This is a genomic window from Bradyrhizobium niftali (assembly GCF_004571025.1).
GTDB classification, from domain to species: Bacteria; Pseudomonadota; Alphaproteobacteria; order Rhizobiales; family Xanthobacteraceae; genus Bradyrhizobium; species Bradyrhizobium niftali.
Genome location: NZ_SPQT01000029.1, coordinates 40160 through 55912, shown reverse-complemented (window position 1 = coordinate 55912; position 15753 = coordinate 40160). Strand labels below are relative to the sequence as shown.

Below are 15753 nucleotides of genomic sequence, written 5' to 3'. Positions count from 1 at the left end.
CTCCTGCCTATTCTCGCCTTCGCCCTGTCCCTCTTCCGCTGCCCAGCTCGCCAGGGCGCTGTCCTGCGATGAGACGAGGTCGGCGGCGGCCGCTCCTGTGGCCCACCGCGTCAGGGCTGACGCCCACTGGGTTAGGCACGAGGGGGACTGCCCGGCGACCCCAGACGTTGGCTCGGCGCTTTCGGATTCGGAGGGTATGCCAGCGCGAGTCTGGGCCCGTTCTGTATTCATTGAACTTCGTGACATGTTTGGTCTCAGCCGATAAGGCGGCTCTATCGGTTAGATCGAGACGTTCGCATGCTAGGAAGCTCAGCTGTCGATAAGCTGACGAGGTCAGGTTATCCGATCGGATTCGGCTCCGCTTTGGCGCCGAGCCCCAAAGGAAGCAGGATCCGTATCATCCTTATCCCGATGACGCTCGCATCATCGATGGCATAGTCAATAGAACACTGAGCAAGCTCAAAAAGAACGAGCCTAACAAAAGGAAAGCTGCCTGACGGACAACCATCAACGCTGGCTGCAAACTAAGAAGAAGGGGAGCATGCGCGAGCCGACAAAGATCGGCGGTACGAGCCTTTGCAAATTGGGTTATCGCGCAACTCGGCGGCGAGGACGTCCGCTCCCCGCGATGAATTGCAAGCAAGCTCAGCCGAGGAACCGACGGCGAACTACATGCTGTAGGCTCAGCTGCTGTTGATGCGCAGTCTCAAGTGTGATCCCGTTTCTGTGGAGCTTAAACACCTATCGGAAGTCATAAGGAACTGTTCGTGGTATAGTGAGAGCGCGCGGATGACGACGGCGGCCCATTTGTGTCGAGCGGCACTCAAATATTGTCGGCGCGAGAGTCTCCCTGATAAGGATTTGATTTACTTCGATGCAGCTGTGTCGATGCAAGGCGGCAGAATATGGGGACACTTTCAGAATCTCGCGCCCATGGCGGGGCCGTCGTGCTTCGCAAAACGCAATACGGCAACATTGGGTGGCGGAAAGCCGACTTTGGCCAGCAAAGGATGCGAGCACGGCGCTGTGGGGGAGAATGCCTCTAACAGGAGCCCGGCGAGCGCCAGGCGGTGTTGGAGCGCCTTCCCCGAGCCTTGCATGGCATCTCGACGAGGGATCATGATCGGATCCCGGTGAGAAAGTGATCGGCTTCGCTTTTAAGGTGATGGCTGGTTCGGGCAAGCACGTTGGCAGACCTCAACACCTGCGACGATGATGCACCTGTGATAAACGCCTTCTGCGCGACCTGCCGGATGTTGCCCGCGACAGTCGTCGACATCGCGGCCGCATGCTGAATATTTTGGGCAATATCTTTCGTGACTGCGCCCTGTTGGTCGGTCGCCGCGGCAATCGCTGATGCAATTTGTGAGATTCTGCTAATGCTGTTTCCGATGTTTGTGATGGCGCGGGCCGACTCCAGTGTCGCTGCCTGAATGTCAGCAATCTGCTGTCCGATTTCAACGGTCGCGTTCGCCGTCTGAGTTGCTAACGACTTCACCTCGAGCGCCACAACTGCAAAGCCGCGGCCGGCGCCGCCGGCACGCGCGGCCTCGATTGTTGCATTGAGCGCCAGAAGGTTGGTTTGCCTGGCGATCGCTGCAATTAGGTCAACCACCCCACCGACTTTTGTTGCAGCAGCCGATAGCCGCTTCATCCGGCGATCCGTTTCTTCAGCCTGGCGCACGGCTTCGTGGGCGATCTCCGTTGATCGCGCAACCTGCCGGCCGATCTCGGAAGCGGACGCCATCATCTCTTCCGTTGCCGCAGCAACCAGCTGAACATTGGCTGACGCCTCCTCCGATGCCGACGCAACGTTATCAGAGATCTCCCGAGTAAGCTGTGCCGTCTCTGTCAGCTCCCGAGCGGAAGCCTCCAGTTCGGTCGATGCGGAAGACATCGTATCAATGACGCTGCTAACGGCGCGTTCAAATGTGCCGGCCAGCTCGCCAAGCTCCGCCTTGCGCCGCTTCGCGGCTACGCGATCCTGCTCTTGATTCGCCGCAAGTTCCTCTTGCAATTTTTCCCTCGATCTCACCTTAAACGCTTCCATGGCCTGAGCCATATCGCCGATCTCGTCTGAACGCCCAAGACCCGGCAGCGTGACATCGAACTGCCCGGCCGCAAGTTGACGCATCGCCTCGCTCATCCGACTAATAAGCCTTGCCAGCTTCTGACCAACAAGCACCGCAACGAAGCCGATCCCGAGAGTGGCAAGCCCGATTGCCCACCCCAAAGCCTCTCGGAGGCGCGACGCACGTTCTTCAGCAGAGCTAGCACGAGCGTCCGCGCCTGCTATCGCTTTCAAAAGAAAGGGACGATTCCGACCGTAGATTTGGACGAGATCGTCAACTTGGTCGTCCAGCGCCTGCTGCGATACAAGAAACGCAAGAAAGCTCGATCGATAAGAAGCAACAAGCTTCTTCAGCTCACTCTTGGATTCCGGGGCAAGTTCTGAAGCAGCAAGTGCGGCCTCGAATTCGACGACGTGCTTTTCCAGCTCATCGCCATATCTCTCCTCATGACGTAGCATGAAATCCTTTTCATGCCGTCGCATCATCAACATCAACATCGTTAGGTGCGGCTCATTGAAATGTGCAAGTCGCGCTTCTGCCTGATGCACGGCTTCGCGAACCTTACCTTGGAGTCCATCATTTTCCGTGAGCCCGAGCACCCGCTGCGCGGAGACGACGTTATTAAAACGAGTCGCATAAAGGTTGATTCCGGCGCGAAGGAACTTCACGTCTCTCAGGGGATCGCCCTCGGGCGCGGAAGCGGCCCGCTCTTCGATTTGGCCAAGGTCCGCCAGTGCGTTATTGAGGCCCTCGGCTTGCCGCGCGACCACGGCTTCGTCGTGCTTGCGCAAAAACTCCAACGCCAGCTGCTGCGATTCAAGAAAGGCCTCAGAAACAGACGTCAGATGGGCGCGAAGATTGGCGCTCTCGTTTACCTCACTCTGAGCCGTCGCGAGATAATTGAGTCCGGCGACGCAAGTCGCGCCAGTGACAAGCACGCCCGCGATCCCCAAAAAAACAATCTGAGTGCGTAGGCTCGGTCGAAACCGACGAAGGACCGTTGATGGGAACCGTTTCGCGATTGTAGGGGCGGTCATCAGACTTCCAATTAGATATGAGATCGTTTCGCGAAACCCCTAGTTTTGATTGGTTACATAAGATTGAACTCGGTTGTCATCTGAATCATACATGCGCGAATAGTCGAGAGATGGCCACGCACTCTGCAGCGTAGCAGCAATAACCCGAGGCATAAATTCTGCAGTTTGCTACTCATACCCGCAGGATTCGCGCGCAGAATGGCCCATAACAGTTCCGCGGTGAGAACCGTGCCGCGAGGCCCCAACCAAAAAAGATATTTCGAAGACTCTGCCGTTTCGTCTTTCGACTGTGCCCCCCCCCGACGGATCGATCGAATATCAGCTTGAAGCCGCGTCGTCCGCTGCCGGAGGGCTCAATCCGCACTTGACTCGTGTGCTGGTCCTTACCTGACTGGAGCTCGCATTCGACCGTCCTGGAATTCCATTAAAGCAGCAGCGATGAAGAGCGTGGGACACTCCGGCGGTTTGAGTCGCCAAGTCGCGTGCGCGATGGTCGACTTGGCTTCCTTAGGGCCAGTCGAACGATCGGCGACGGTCTCGCACTGCTTCCACTACGCAACAGTCTTCTGGTTGATCCCGTAGCGCTTGGCGAGACCTCTCAGGCTCTCTTGACTATTTTGTATTGCTCGACGGACTGCCTCCGTCGTGGTGGCGCAGCCGTGCAAAACCGGTCCCATAGCGCATCCTTCGAATCGTGCGATAAGAATGCACCATCAAAGCTTGGGACTAAACACCTAGTGCGCTGACGCCGAGGATGTTCAATGCGCCAGGGAGCATCGGTGGTCGCCTCCCACAATCTAAGCGGAAGCGTTCATCCGCACGCCATGGAGAACGTTGTAGATGGCTTCTAGAACGGACGATCCATTCTTTGAATGGCGGCTGCAGAGGAATTTCGCAAGCGACCTTGTCTTCTTGCACTTGTCGTGCCTCTCGCCACCCGGCAAGTTCAATGGAAATTCGACAAACGACGAGCATGATCCTGGATGGACCACACGCGCATGCAGATCTCCTCGAATTTGGGCGCGCTCAATTCAGGGATTCGGTCGCGCGAAAGCAGATCGCGGAGAATAGGCGCCCGTTCGACGATCGTCCGATCTTCGCCCGACGGCGGACTGTCGAGGCTATGCCACCACTGCATTGCTCTTAAGGCCTTGGCCGGGTCGCGCTTATTCTCCTCTTTTCCGAGTAGTAGCTTTTCCGATCGTCGCCTATGACATGCGTATAGAGTGGGCGTGTAGGAATTGGCCGGCCTGTAAACCGGATGGTATGTCGGAAGGTAGCCGGCCAGGCTTGGTTTTGTAAGGACACGGTTGCCCCGAAGACGAACCACTCTCGTGCCACGCTAGCATCTCGGCGATGACGCCGGTACGACCTTCGTAGATTGTTCGGATGATCACCTGAAAATCCTGGCTTCCGCTCCGCCTCGAGGAGAGCAATCCGTTCCTGAGTTCATTGGTTCGTCATCCCTTCGAACCGATCAATACGCGCGCTCAATCCGCGGTCTTGCCTTCACGAACGTCTCGAGCAATGTGGCCACTTCTGCAGCTTCGCCAGGCCTGATCTGGCCCGACGCCACCCCGCTGAGAATTGCGCCCGTTGCTGAGGCGGCTTCGGCGGCATCTTTGATTGTCGGCAGTCGAAGGTAGCCGGTCGGTCCTTGCGGGGCGCAGGCACTACACGGAATTTCAGATCGAGCGTGAGGGCCGCCATGCCAATCCTTTGAACGGGAAAATTGAAGGCGCCCGAAATCGCCCAGGAATCAACAAGGCTAAATCTCACCAAAGCCGTCCATTGTGTCGCAGGCACGGAGTCAACCGACGCAGGCGCTTGGCTGCGCAGAAAACCAGCGCATACCAAGTAACGTGGGCCGACTTTAGTCATGACAGCGCTGTTAACATCGGCCTCAATTTGCTCGGGGCCAACATTGTCATCGCAAGAAATTTACACGCCGTCGGTTGCTGCAGCCGATCGGGATCTGATCTTCGTAGTAATCGAGCGTCATCGCGAGCTGTCCGCGCACTACGATGCGGCGGCGTCGGTTTCGGCTAAGCTCGAGGATGGTGCCGAATTTGCTGCCGCCGACGAAGTCACCGACCAAACGAACCTGGCTCTCACGGAGCATGCAAATGTGCTCATCCGTTCGAAGCCAGCCACGATCGCGGGCGTGATCGCTCTGACCAGATACGTCGCCGGCCTGCGGGAATGGGAGCTGCCCGATGATGATGCGTGGCACCGAGCGTTCTTAGAAGGGCTGGCGGATGCGATCGATGAGATCGGCATGGCGCAGCGGCGTCGGCATATTGGAAATTGAAAAAAGAGGGACATAGAAATGCGATTTTTCATGTTTTTGTTGATCGGCATAATCGGCTTAGCTTCGGTTGAAACCGTCTCGGCTCGCTCCTGCACCGAGCAAGGAGCGTTGTGCGTGAGTTGGGCGAAAGCAAACGTTCCTGACGCGGTAAGGCAAAGCGCCGCTATGGGGATATGCCGTGAAGAACTTCCTAAATGCAGAGCGCGTTGCAAGGCCGGCAACAAATACTTCGTCGGAATCGGCGGCTCTAATCAATATCCAATTGATACCTGCAATTAGATCAAACCCAGAGGCCGCCCTCAGTTGGCGGCCTCTTTCATTTCAATCCGCTAGCGGTGCCCACAAAGTCCGGGCACAAAAAAAGCCCCCCACCCGGGGCCCTTTCGCCTCCAGATGACGGGGGTGGAGGTCCAGGGAGGTGTCATGCCTGCGCATCGCCCCGGGGTCTGCCGGCACCGAAGGAGCAGGCAGTTATCCACGGCGCGGGCATGCGCTGCGCAGGAAAGCTGTCCGCTGACCGATCGGACTGCAGTAATCTCGCGTCAAAAAGCGCTTATCGCGTACAATGGCAGCCTGCCATGCGACATCCTTCCTGCTCGCCGGTCTATCCCGCGAGGTGATCGGCGGTCGCGAGGCTCGGTTAGGATTCGCCTCCGTTGCCGGGCCTCGCTTCTTCGATCCACCATCAGATGTAGAAGAATAGAACCGCCGTCGCGATCGCGAACAGCACCGAGCCAATCCATACATTCCGGCCCTAATCATCGGGGGCGAGCACCCGGATGACGCAGATGATGCCGAGGACCGTACCCACCTTTTAGAACCTCTGTTCTGGTGGGTAACAGATGCTGTTAGCCAGATTTTTCGTTTCGCTATGCTTGGCCTCGCCGAACTTCCTAAAGCCCGACTGGCTGGCGCACGTGCAGCCGCGCGCGACGAGGCGGGTTCCGTAATCGCAGCGCTCCGTTAAAATGGTGGAGCGCCGATTCGACGCGGGATGTCGTCTGAGAATCACCTATTGGAAGGCCGATGGGATGTTGTGCGATGGGTAGCGCCGTATCGGGTGACGAGGACCGGTGCGAGCCGCCGGCATCGCGGCGGCCCGGTGGCTGCCGCACGCCCGGACCGCTTGTGCGACGTGGGGTCGGCCACCCCGCGCAATAGGGCTAAAGGGCGACCAGTTCGGCGAGCTTGGCTGCGACCTCAGCCATTGACTCTTCCGCTGTGTCGAGGCCGGTTCGCGAGGCGAGCATAGGGCTGACGTCCCGGAGCGCTTCATACGTCGTCTGATGCACGACGGGAACGAGACGCGCACCGGCGAGGAGCACCGAAAGTTCTTTGTCGGCAATGCCTTCTTTTGGGAGGCGGCGCAGCAGCGCAGGGGTCACCAGCACGATCCCAATCCGCGAGTTCGCCAGCCCCCTGTCGATGGCGCGGAGTAATGGCACGCCGAGGCCAACGTCCTTTTCGCTGAACCACACCTTAACACCGCGTGCCTCCAGCAGATCGTGCAATTGTTTGGCTGCCCCCTGCCGGTCGTCCCATGCGTGGCAAAGAAAGACGTCCCGAAGGTCAAGCGTCGCTTGCTTCTCGACGGCCTCGCGGACCGGCGTGAGCTCCCGCACCTCGGTCGGCGTGTACATCACGGTCGAACCGGGTCGCGACCATCGCGCCCTTACGCGGCTGCCAGACCCGCTGCTGCTCCGACTGCCCCCGCTGCTCTCTGACGAGTAGTAGGACGGAGACGAGTAGGACCGGGATGAGTAAGAGCTGTAGCCGCCGTAACGGCGACCCCAGCTGCCACGACATGCAGGGCAGGCCGCTGCAGCGCTCGCTGAGCGATGGCCCTCTTTTGGTGCTGTGCATCTAGCCATATGATTTTTCCTGAAACTGAATGTTGCACTTCTTTGCAATGGAGGCCTGCTCGAGCGCGACCATCTGGCCTTTCATCTGCGCGAGCTCCGCGGCCGTTTGCTTGTCGCCTCCAACAAAGAACGCTGCTGGCCAAAAAATGACTACAGCCGCGGTGGTGGCCAGTGCGTTCTTCGTGCGTTGACTGTCTTGCGCGCCGGATAGCGCCGCGGCTCTTGCCGAGACAGCCTGAGCCTCAAGCGCGAGCTGTTGTCCCGCTGCAGATGAGGCGCAGCCGGCAAGCGCAACAGCAAGCGCGGCTACGATGAAATTACGCATGGTATCCCCCTAAAAACCGCCGCATCCAATCTCAACCAGTGCGCGAGATCAATAGGCTTCCGCCGAAATGGCAAAACATAGAACGTTCTTCGGAAGTTGTACTGATCGCGCAGGAACGCGGCGGGAGATGGGGTCATCAACGCTGATTATCGTCGCGGTTGAGGTGCTAGATCTGCGGTGGCGGAGTCCGCGGGACCGGAGCCCCGCGCCCTTGTCGTTCGCCAACGTCCCGATCTGACTCACGAGATGGCCACGGAGTAAGCCCGGCTCGTCAGAAGATTGGTGTAGAACGCCGTCCCGAAGATCATGCCGCAGGCGAACAGGCCAGCCGCCGCGGCGAGCGCACTGATGAGCACAGCCCTTGCCCCAGCGCGCCAGTCGCGCAGCAAAAGCCACAGAACCGCGGTTGCAGGCAACCCGATAATGTTGTGCTTCCAGAAGCCTGCTAGGACCATCACCAACAAAGCCGACACAGGAGAGGGCCCCGACCGCTCGCGCGCGAGGAACCAAACGAATCCCGCGCGATCGCTTGCCCGGCAATTTGCGGATCGTTCGCGCCCACGCAGCGCGTCGCATTGTGCGCGCCATGATCGCGACGAACCACAGGCCGCCGACGACACCCGCCAGCAGTGGGCCGGCCAGGATCCTCACGGACAACGCGATCTCTACCGCGAGCGTGAGAAGCCCAATAATCGAAAGCGCCCGTCCGACGAAGAGACTATCTCGGAAAAGACGTCCGAGCGCACCCACGACGAAGAATGAGAGCGGCGGGTAGTTGTTAACGATAAGCTGATCGGCGCTCGGATACAGCGGCAATCTCGCCGCTGCAGCGTCCTGATGGAAGGCGATCCACGATTCGGTGAACCAAATCTCGATCGGGAATTGAGCCCCCCAAATCGGTCAAATCAAAAAATAAAGCGCGAGCGCCGCAAGTGTGCCCACGCACAACAAGTGCGTACTATGCATTTCTCGGCCCCGATGCCGTACTCAACCGCTGCGGGAGCTGCAGTCTGCTGGTCTCTCAAAGCCGACAGGACGCAGCATCCGTTTGGCGGCGGTCTCCATTGCCAGCCCGCGCAGCCGGGCTGCGTAGCCGAGCAGGACGAATAGCGCGCACTCGCGACTGATCCGTCCATGCATCATCGAGACCGTCGCCACAAAGACCAGCGCGGCAGCGATGAAGCGATACTCCGCCGAGATCCGCGCGATCGGACGGAGGTCGCGCCAGGCGCATAGAACGAGCATGATCAGCGCGGCACCAGCAACCCAGCCGAACTCGAGCGCCGCTTGCAGGAAGGTATTGTGCACGCCGACGCCTTTGATACAGCCGCGGACGGTGAAGCCGTCGAGCCCGATTCCGAACGGCCCACCGGCGGGCAGCATGCGCAGGGCGTCGAGATAGAGCTGCTGGCGAATCTCGATCGAGTTGTCGTGGTCGACCGCCTCGCACGGGATCGACCAGGCGCCCGCGGCATTCCAAGAGTGATCGACGAAGGTCCGCGTTGTTTGCCAGCGCAGCGCAAGCGCGGCTAAAATCGCGCAGAGAACCACGGCGGCCAGCCCCGTTGCCGCTTTGTGGTTCAATAGCCGCGGCCCCAGCATTGCCTCGACGGCCAGTCCTAGTGCCAGCGCAATGAAGGTAAAGCGCACCATTGAGGCGGCAAAGATCGCTGCCGGCACAGCAGCGACCACGATGATAGCGATCAGGCGCCGCGAGCTGCACACGCTTGTCGGGACGGCCAGGACGACGAGACCGAGCAGCATCGCGAACTGCGCCGGCGCCGCATCGAACTCGCCGAACACCAGCGGCTTGCCGTGTCGCCAGGACCACTGCTCGATCAGCGCAATAAGCGTCGCCAGCGTCCCTGCCGCCACAGTGATCGAACCGACCGTGATCACGCCAGTGCGGATATCGTCCGGACCCATCAGGCGCCCGGCCGCATAACTGCCGAGTGTGATGGCGAATAGTGCCGCTTCCTTAACGTCACCGCCAAAGCCGTTCACCAGCATGGATGCGCCTGCGGACAGCACGAACAGACCAAACAACCCGTCGCAGATGTTTGGCGACAACCCGCGCCATTCGCCGAGCACGACCAACAGCACCACGGGCCCGGCGAACAACACTCCAGTCACCAGCGAACCTGCGCCAAGTAGACCGTGCGCCAGGACGGCGAGCGAACCTGCCGAGACCAGCACGCCCAGCAGTGCCGCTCGAATTGATTTAAGCCCCAAAGCCTCGCCCCATTTGCTCGCATTGATCCGCGCAATTACGAATCGTTGCGGCAGACCTCCACCGAAAACTCCGTACGTTTTGGACGAAAACGAAGCCTTTCACGCGGGAAACGAGCGCGCCGAGCACGGAGAGGGCTGAATATCGGCTGTTGTCCTCAAGGCGCGGACCTAAGCCCCGCGCCGATTGTCACCAGCTCAGTTGACGCCGACCTAACGATTCAGCTCAGCAGGCGTCACAAGCAATTGCCTGAGAAGAGCGTCCGCCATCAGGTCGCACAGCGCCGCGGTGGCCGGTCCGATCGCGGCGGCGTCCTTGCGGATGCGCTCGATGGTCCAGCCGGCGTAGCGCCGATGACTGGACGCCATGTGTTCCGGCACGGTCGTATGTTTGTGGTTGCCGCTCATGCGCTGATGCGCGGCGATCCGCTCACCCTTGTGGAAAAACTCCACGGTGCGGGCGGTGAAGCGGACCTCGACCTCGGCGCGGGCGAAGCGATGCGGGACGCTGTAGTGATGCGCCTCGACGTCGACGTGATAGTCGATGCTGACCCGCAGATCCGCCACTCGGCGAACACGTAAGGGCTCTCCGGCAAGGCCTTCAGTGCCAGCCGGTCGATCTCCTCCAATAGCTTGCGGCGGGTGATGCCGAGCCGCCGGATCGGCCGCTCCTCGTTGAGCCGGGTCATTAACTCGGCGATCGCCACGTTGACCTCGGCGAGGCTGTGGAAGATGCGGTGGCGCAGCCGCCCGAGCAGCCAGCGTTCGACCATCAATGTGCCGCCGTGGCCTGGCCGGCAGAATGGCGGTGCCGTAATGCGCCGCCATGTCGGTGTAGCTGCGGTTGATCTGCGGATCGTAGAGGCAGGCCTTGATCACCGCGACCTTGGTGTTGTCCGACACCAAGAGCGCCGGCATGCCGCCGGTCGCCTCGAAGGCGCCGACGTGGCCGCTGATCCAGTCGGCGAGCCCCTGCGTCCAGATCGCCTGCGCGTAGGTGAAGCTCGATGCGCCGAGCACCGCGACGAAGATCTGCGCGGCGCGCCGCTCGTCGGTGAACCGGTCGATCACCACCGGCACGCCGTCGCCGGCATAGTCGACGAACAGCTTGTCGCCGGCTGCATGCGACTGACGCATCGTCACCGACAGCCGGCCTTCCCAGGCCCGGTACAGCTCGCAGAACCGCGAATAGCGATACCCGCCGGGTTCGCCCGCGATGTCCCAGGGGACCGACAGCGTCACGTGCTTGCGGTTGAGCTCGCGATGCGCCGCCGGCCAGTCCGGCTCCGCCTACCGCCGATGGCCCCGCCGGGTGCCCGGACCGGCTCCGGCACTGGCGAACAGCCCGGCCTCCAGCACCGTGTCGGTGACGTCGTCTGGCAAAGGCCAGGTCAGCCCGCCGCCTCGAACCGGCGGATCGTCAACCGCACCGTCGAAGGTGCCGTTCCGACCCGCCGCACAATCTTGCGAGTCGGCATCGCGGCCGACTTCAATCTGATTACATCGCGCACATGGCGCATCGCAAACCTCTCCGTCGGCATCCAGGTCCCCTTCGCAAAGCCGAAAGGCGGGACCGTAGCGGAGCCAGAAGAGGCCTCGTCACCCCGGGCGACATCATCCCGGAATGGTGGGCGACATCAAATCGGAACGGTGGGCGAGATCATTCCGGAATGGTGGGCGACATTGAGCGGAATCAGCAATTCGCCGACGGTGAGCGATGAGACGATCGCAAAGGCCGCCGGATCATGTCGATCCAAGATCAGGCGAGAGACGTCGTCAGTACGGCCGGAATCAGTTCTTCGGCCAGGCCTTGAGCGGCAGATCTGCGAGCGCCATCTGGCCGCAAGCCGCTCTTCCAGACCGTCAGCAGCGATGCCGACGAGCTGATCGCCCGTCCGCTCGGACATCACCTTGGTCATCGGATCCCTGAGGTCAGCAAAGCGGACACCCGTCCCTCCGGAGGGCATGATTGGTGGTTATCTCTTGATCAAGGCGAGCGCTTCGGCATGAAGCCGCGGCGTAGCGGTTGCCAAGATGCGCCCTTGCGAGTGAATCGAAAGCGGGCATCCCTCCCAATCGGTGATGCAGCCGCCGGCGCCCTGCACGATCGGAACCAGCGCCATGTAGTCATATGGCTGAAGCCCCGTTTCGAGAATGATGTCGCAGTGTCCCGACGCAAGCAGGCCATAGATGTAGCAATCGCCGCCGAATCGGCGCATCCGCGCAACGCGCGACAGACGCTCGAATGGCTCCATCTCGCCTTTGCGGAACATGTCAGGCGATGTGGTGTAGAAGCTCGCGTCGGCGACGCTCTCGCATGCGCTGGTCCGAGCCAATCCATCGCCAAACCGCGCCACGCTGGGCTTCGCCATCCATCGTTCGCCCGTAAAGGGGATGTCGATAAGGCCGCAGAACGGCTGCTGCTGATAGCTCAACGCGATCAGCGTGCCGAACAAGGGAAAGCCGCTGATAAAGCTCTTGGTGCCATCGATTGGGTCGACGATCCAGGTGAACGCTCCGCCGGGCTTGGCTCCGATCTCCTCGCCGATGATGCCATGCTCCGGAAAGCGCGCCTCGATGCTTTCCCTAAGACGCAACTCGACGGCTCGATCGGCGATCGTCACCGGGCTGGCATCGGACTTGGCAACGACATCCAGCGGCGTGCGGAAATAGGACAGCACTATGGGCCTGACCGAATCCGCGAGCTCGGCGGCGAATGACAGATAGACATCGGCATCGTCTGCCGTGACGGCATATTGGGTCATTACAGCTCCTTCAGGAACAGCGGCCATCGCGGATCGCGCATGATGGAGTGCGCCCATGTGTTTCGAGATGCCGTATTTGTGACGCGCCAATATAGGCTCAAGAATCCGCTTAGGCGGCTGCAGGTTCCCGCAAACATCCTGCGTCTGCCACCAGGATTTTAAGTGTCGTTTCGCGATAGTGGTGGGATCATCGTCGTTGCCAAGGGCGGCCTGTACGCAGCGCCACTATCTTTGAATTGTTAAGAAGTACGTATCCATCTTCGACCCTTGTATTGTCCTTCCGGCTATCTCGCCGGTATCGCCCTTCGCGCCCGACGAGGACCGAACGATAACATTAAGGCTGCGATATTCATGCGGCATTTTGGACACCCTAGATATGTAATTTGTCTGCGTTGCCGATCATCAAACGTCGCGCGCGAAGCGCGATACGTGTTCATCAAACGCTACGACATTTCCCCCCCCCACCTGATCGAGCATGACCGAAGGAATTCGTGGGGCCTGCCCAGGCACCTTTCGGGCACTGCTGACTAACGCCGTCCCCTGACCAAAAGCTGACGGCCGCGATCAATTCCTCGAATTCGGCAACTTGCGGGGCGCGACGCACCCCAGTCAACTTAGAACAGCGATGCTACAAGCCTCAAACTTGTCAGAGTTTTCCAGCCGCGCAGGCAGTCTTCGTCTTTGTCAAGGTCTTCACCAATCGGGGCGAATGAATCTTCGCCGCCATCAGGCCACGTCAGCAACTGCGGGTTCAAGGCTGAAGGGCTGACCGTCAAACACAAAGGCAACTTCGTCATCTTCGATTCGCCTTGACGATCTCAGCCTTGGAGGTTGATCGCTGTACCGGCCTTTGTGCCGGCGTCGAAGTGCTCTAGTCGCGCATCGCGGTAAGCTGCGGCGGAGCGGCTTTGGGAGTCGATGATTCTGCTGGAGCAAATTGCGCCTGCTCCGAATATCAACCTTCGCCGCGGGAACGACAGTTTACGCAACGCGGAGCTAAACGGCTGCCTACCAAATTTGGTATGGGACATAAAGACGCGTTTGCACCGTGCGACCGAAAGTCTGTCACGCTCGAGAGATATTGGTGGGAACGAAAAACGTCTTGGCAGGCTTCATGCCCGTTCTTGTAAAGCCCCGCACACTCGGTCTGTTGACCAAATGCGAGCGTCGTCCTCCAGGGGCGAACCTCATAATTTCGGTCTTCGCGATGTTCGACCTCGCCAACCCGCGCGCAGATCGTTTGCAGGGCGAGCAGGAGCTTTGGGTCACGGCCGCGAAGGAGCTTCCGCCCGGCACCCCTCTCGACGTCGGCAAATCCAAGCCACAAGCCGAGGTGCTCATCGGCGGACACGCGGCCGCACCTGAGGGACGGCCAGACAACCATGTCCACGTAAATCTAGGCATTCCTCGAACGGTGCCGCGCGCCACCGCCAAGGTCACGCGCGCACCGCTACACCTATTGAGCGGCAATGCCGACATTTCGCCGTGAACACCGGACCATACGTTGATGCCGTCATTCGAAAGCTGGATGGGGCGGCTCCGTCTCAATCTGCCTGGCCTGACGCTCCTCCCGCAAGACCTCTTTCCCGAGTTCAAGGCGGCCTCGGTAGTGATCGTCGACATGACTTCATCAGCAACCTAGCCGCGCGCAACCGTTTACCAGCACCGCCCTTGCCTCCCGCGTCAAGGCTGACGGTTGCCTGCTCACCTGAAGCGAGGCGTCAATACATGGTCGATGAACTGGATCTGCGAACCTTCACGCCACATCCGCAACGCGACGCTGTGCTCCGCGAAGTGCACGCGCGCCCCTTCACGCGCCTTGTTTCGCCGTTCAGCGTGATCCACTTCGCTTTTCTGGCACAGGGCGAAGCGGCCACAAGCGATCGCTGCCGTTTTATCGATTTTTGCCTCGAGCGCAATCTTACGCCGCCTGAGCAATCGGCGAAACTTCATCAGATTGTCATCGGTCCCGCTACGCTACGCTGGGAGCAGCATTCGGAGTTTACAACATTTACCTGGATCTGGACTAATGCAAATTGTTCTGCCGCAGACCAATTTGACAAAGTTGATGGCACCGTCCGATCGCTGATCCGCGCGTTGCGTCAGACCGGACAGTTGCTGGTCGCGATCAGGCTAGAAGTGGAGCGGGATGCCTCGCCGACCAGGCGGGCCGAACAGATTTTTGACGAGGACAGCCTGGCCATGGTTGTCACAAACAGTGGCGCAGGCGTTGCCGCCTCAGACTTCCGCGTAGACGAAAAGGGCTTCACGAAAATCCTCGTCTGCGACCTCGGGTTGACGTCGCACGATCTCGGAGCGCTGGTGCAGCGGCTCCTCGAAATCGAGACCTACCGTCCATTGGCGCTGCTTGGCCTGTCGGCGGCCCTTGAGCTTGCACCATCTGTTGATCGCATTGACCGTCGTCTTGTTGAGGCGCTCGAGAAAATGCAAAGCGGTGAGGGGCTGCAGTTCAACAACCACCTACTTGCTGAGCTGACGGCGCTGGCCGCATCCTTCGAAAGAGGCGCGACCGGCAGCCTGTTTCGCTTCGGCGCCAGCAGGGCCTATAACGAGCTGGTCCAATCGCGACTGTCCATCATTGAAGGCAACGATGTCTCGGGCTATCCGACCTGGTCGTCGTTTCTGGCACGGCGCATGGCGCCGGCGATGCGAACCTGCGCAACTGTGGAGGATCGTCAGGCGACTCTGTCGGTCAAGCTCGCGCGTGCCGCCGATCTGTTGCGAACCCGGGTCGACGTCGAAATCGAACGACAGAATCGTGACCTGTTGCAGGCTATCAACGAGCGCGCGAGACAGCAACTTCGGCTGCAGTGCACGGTCGAAGGATTGTCGGTCGGGGCGATAGGATATTATGTGGTCAGCCTATTTAGCTATCTTGCCAAGGGCGCGCATGATGTCGGACTGCGAGTAGAGCCCTCGTTCCTGACCGCAGCCTTCGTGCCGATCGCGGTCGGCGTGATTTGGCTGGTGAGTTACAATGTCCGAAAGCGACACCTCAAGCACAACGACGCGCCCTCGGTTACTTACGACTAGAGCTCCTAAAGGGAATCGTTGCGTTCGTCCTGCAAAGCTCGCATGGTCGGGGTGCGACGCTGCCGCAAGATCGCGGCCGGCTCCTGCGCAAGGTAATG

12 protein-coding genes and 2 pseudogenes are annotated in these 15753 nt (G+C 60.1%); 5 read left to right on the top strand and 9 right to left on the bottom strand.

The genetic code is table 11. From position 1 onward, the window contains the following. Positions 1–1117: 1117 nt before the first annotated feature. Both E4K65_RS36295 and E4K65_RS36290 read right to left on the bottom strand, forming a co-directional pair. Positions 1118–3010 (bottom strand): methyl-accepting chemotaxis protein, encoded by a 1893-nt coding sequence (locus E4K65_RS36295; protein ID WP_167771432.1) that lies wholly within the window; start codon positions 3008–3010, stop codon positions 1118–1120. A 587-nt stretch (positions 3011–3597) separates the two neighbouring features. After that, positions 3598–3786, bottom strand: a pseudogene (locus tag E4K65_RS36290) (helix-turn-helix domain-containing protein); the annotation flags it as partial. Between the two features lie 1202 nt (positions 3787–4988). Here E4K65_RS36290 and E4K65_RS36285 point away from each other — a divergent pair. Beyond that, complete coding sequence (locus tag E4K65_RS36285; protein WP_235885876.1) at positions 4989–5420, top strand: hypothetical protein; 432 nt, start codon at positions 4989–4991, stop codon at positions 5418–5420. An 18-nt stretch (positions 5421–5438) separates the two neighbouring features. Beyond that, the gene (locus tag E4K65_RS36280; protein WP_135178177.1) at positions 5439–5699 is read left to right on the top strand and encodes a hypothetical protein; all 261 of its coding nucleotides are present in this window, start codon (positions 5439–5441) and stop codon (positions 5697–5699) included. A gap of 884 nt (positions 5700–6583) precedes the next feature. Here E4K65_RS36280 and E4K65_RS36275 read toward each other — a convergent pair. Next, entirely contained in the window at positions 6584–7060 is a 477-nt protein-coding gene (locus E4K65_RS36275) for a toll/interleukin-1 receptor domain-containing protein (protein WP_430649048.1), read from the bottom strand. Positions 7061–7283: 223 nt separating this feature from the next. Continuing rightward, a complete protein-coding gene (locus E4K65_RS36270; protein WP_135178175.1) occupies positions 7284–7607 on the bottom strand; it encodes a hypothetical protein in 324 nt (107 codons plus the stop codon). 348 nt (positions 7608–7955) lie between these two features. Here E4K65_RS36270 and E4K65_RS36265 point away from each other — a divergent pair, with 348 nt between their 5' ends. After that, the gene (locus E4K65_RS36265) at positions 7956–8369 is read left to right on the top strand and encodes a hypothetical protein (protein WP_135178174.1); all 414 of its coding nucleotides are present in this window, start codon (positions 7956–7958) and stop codon (positions 8367–8369) included. Positions 8370–8594: 225 nt separating this feature from the next. Here the strand turns inward: E4K65_RS36265 and E4K65_RS36260 are convergent, their stop codons facing one another. From E4K65_RS36260 to E4K65_RS36235, 5 genes and pseudogenes are all read right to left on the bottom strand, one after another. Then, positions 8595–9839, bottom strand: a complete 1245-nt coding sequence (locus E4K65_RS36260) for a hypothetical protein (RefSeq protein WP_135178173.1) — start codon at positions 9837–9839, stop codon at positions 8595–8597. A 258-nt stretch (positions 9840–10097) separates the two neighbouring features. Next, a pseudogene (gene istA, locus E4K65_RS36255) lies at positions 10098–11356 on the bottom strand (IS21 family transposase); the annotation flags it as partial. A gap of 117 nt (positions 11357–11473) precedes the next feature. Then, positions 11474–11755: an ethanolamine ammonia-lyase subunit EutB gene (gene eutB, locus E4K65_RS36245; RefSeq protein ID WP_167771431.1), complete on the bottom strand. Its 282-nt coding sequence runs from the start codon at positions 11753–11755 to the stop codon at positions 11474–11476. Positions 11756–11812: 57 nt separating this feature from the next. Continuing rightward, entirely contained in the window at positions 11813–12601 is a 789-nt protein-coding gene (hisN, locus tag E4K65_RS36240; protein WP_135178171.1) for a histidinol-phosphatase, read from the bottom strand. A gap of 614 nt (positions 12602–13215) precedes the next feature. Beyond that, on the bottom strand, positions 13216–13398 hold the full coding sequence (locus E4K65_RS36235) for a hypothetical protein (RefSeq protein WP_135178170.1): 183 nt from the start codon (positions 13396–13398) through the stop codon (positions 13216–13218). A 287-nt stretch (positions 13399–13685) separates the two neighbouring features. On the opposite strand from E4K65_RS36235, the gene E4K65_RS36230 reads away from it, so the two are divergent. Further along, the gene (locus E4K65_RS36230) at positions 13686–14090 is read left to right on the top strand and encodes a DUF2169 domain-containing protein (protein WP_135178169.1); all 405 of its coding nucleotides are present in this window, start codon (positions 13686–13688) and stop codon (positions 14088–14090) included. Positions 14091–14329: 239 nt separating this feature from the next. Then, entirely contained in the window at positions 14330–15655 is a 1326-nt protein-coding gene (locus E4K65_RS36225) for a DUF3422 family protein (protein WP_135178168.1), read from the top strand. Positions 15656–15753 lie beyond the last annotated feature (98 nt).

Excerpts from the sequence above, each read along its gene's own strand:
- E4K65_RS36225 (WP_135178168.1), top strand. The coding sequence starts at position 14,330 with ATGGTCGATGAACTGGATCTGCGAACCTTCACGCCACATCCGCAACGC.
- E4K65_RS36280 (WP_135178177.1), top strand. The coding sequence starts at position 5,439 with ATGCGATTTTTCATGTTTTTGTTGATCGGCATAATCGGCTTAGCTTCG.
- eutB (WP_167771431.1), bottom strand. The coding sequence starts at position 11,755 with ATGACCAAGGTGATGTCCGAGCGGACGGGCGATCAGCTCGTCGGCATC.
- E4K65_RS36235 (WP_135178170.1), bottom strand. The coding sequence starts at position 13,398 with ATGACGAAGTTGCCTTTGTGTTTGACGGTCAGCCCTTCAGCCTTGAAC.
- E4K65_RS36275 (WP_430649048.1), bottom strand. The coding sequence starts at position 7,060 with ATGTACACGCCGACCGAGGTGCGGGAGCTCACGCCGGTCCGCGAGGCC.
- E4K65_RS36270 (WP_135178175.1), bottom strand. The coding sequence starts at position 7,607 with ATGCGTAATTTCATCGTAGCCGCGCTTGCTGTTGCGCTTGCCGGCTGC.
- E4K65_RS36285 (WP_235885876.1), top strand. The coding sequence starts at position 4,989 with ATGACAGCGCTGTTAACATCGGCCTCAATTTGCTCGGGGCCAACATTG.
- hisN (WP_135178171.1), bottom strand. The coding sequence starts at position 12,601 with ATGACCCAATATGCCGTCACGGCAGACGATGCCGATGTCTATCTGTCA.
- E4K65_RS36265 (WP_135178174.1), top strand. The coding sequence starts at position 7,956 with ATGAGCACAGCCCTTGCCCCAGCGCGCCAGTCGCGCAGCAAAAGCCAC.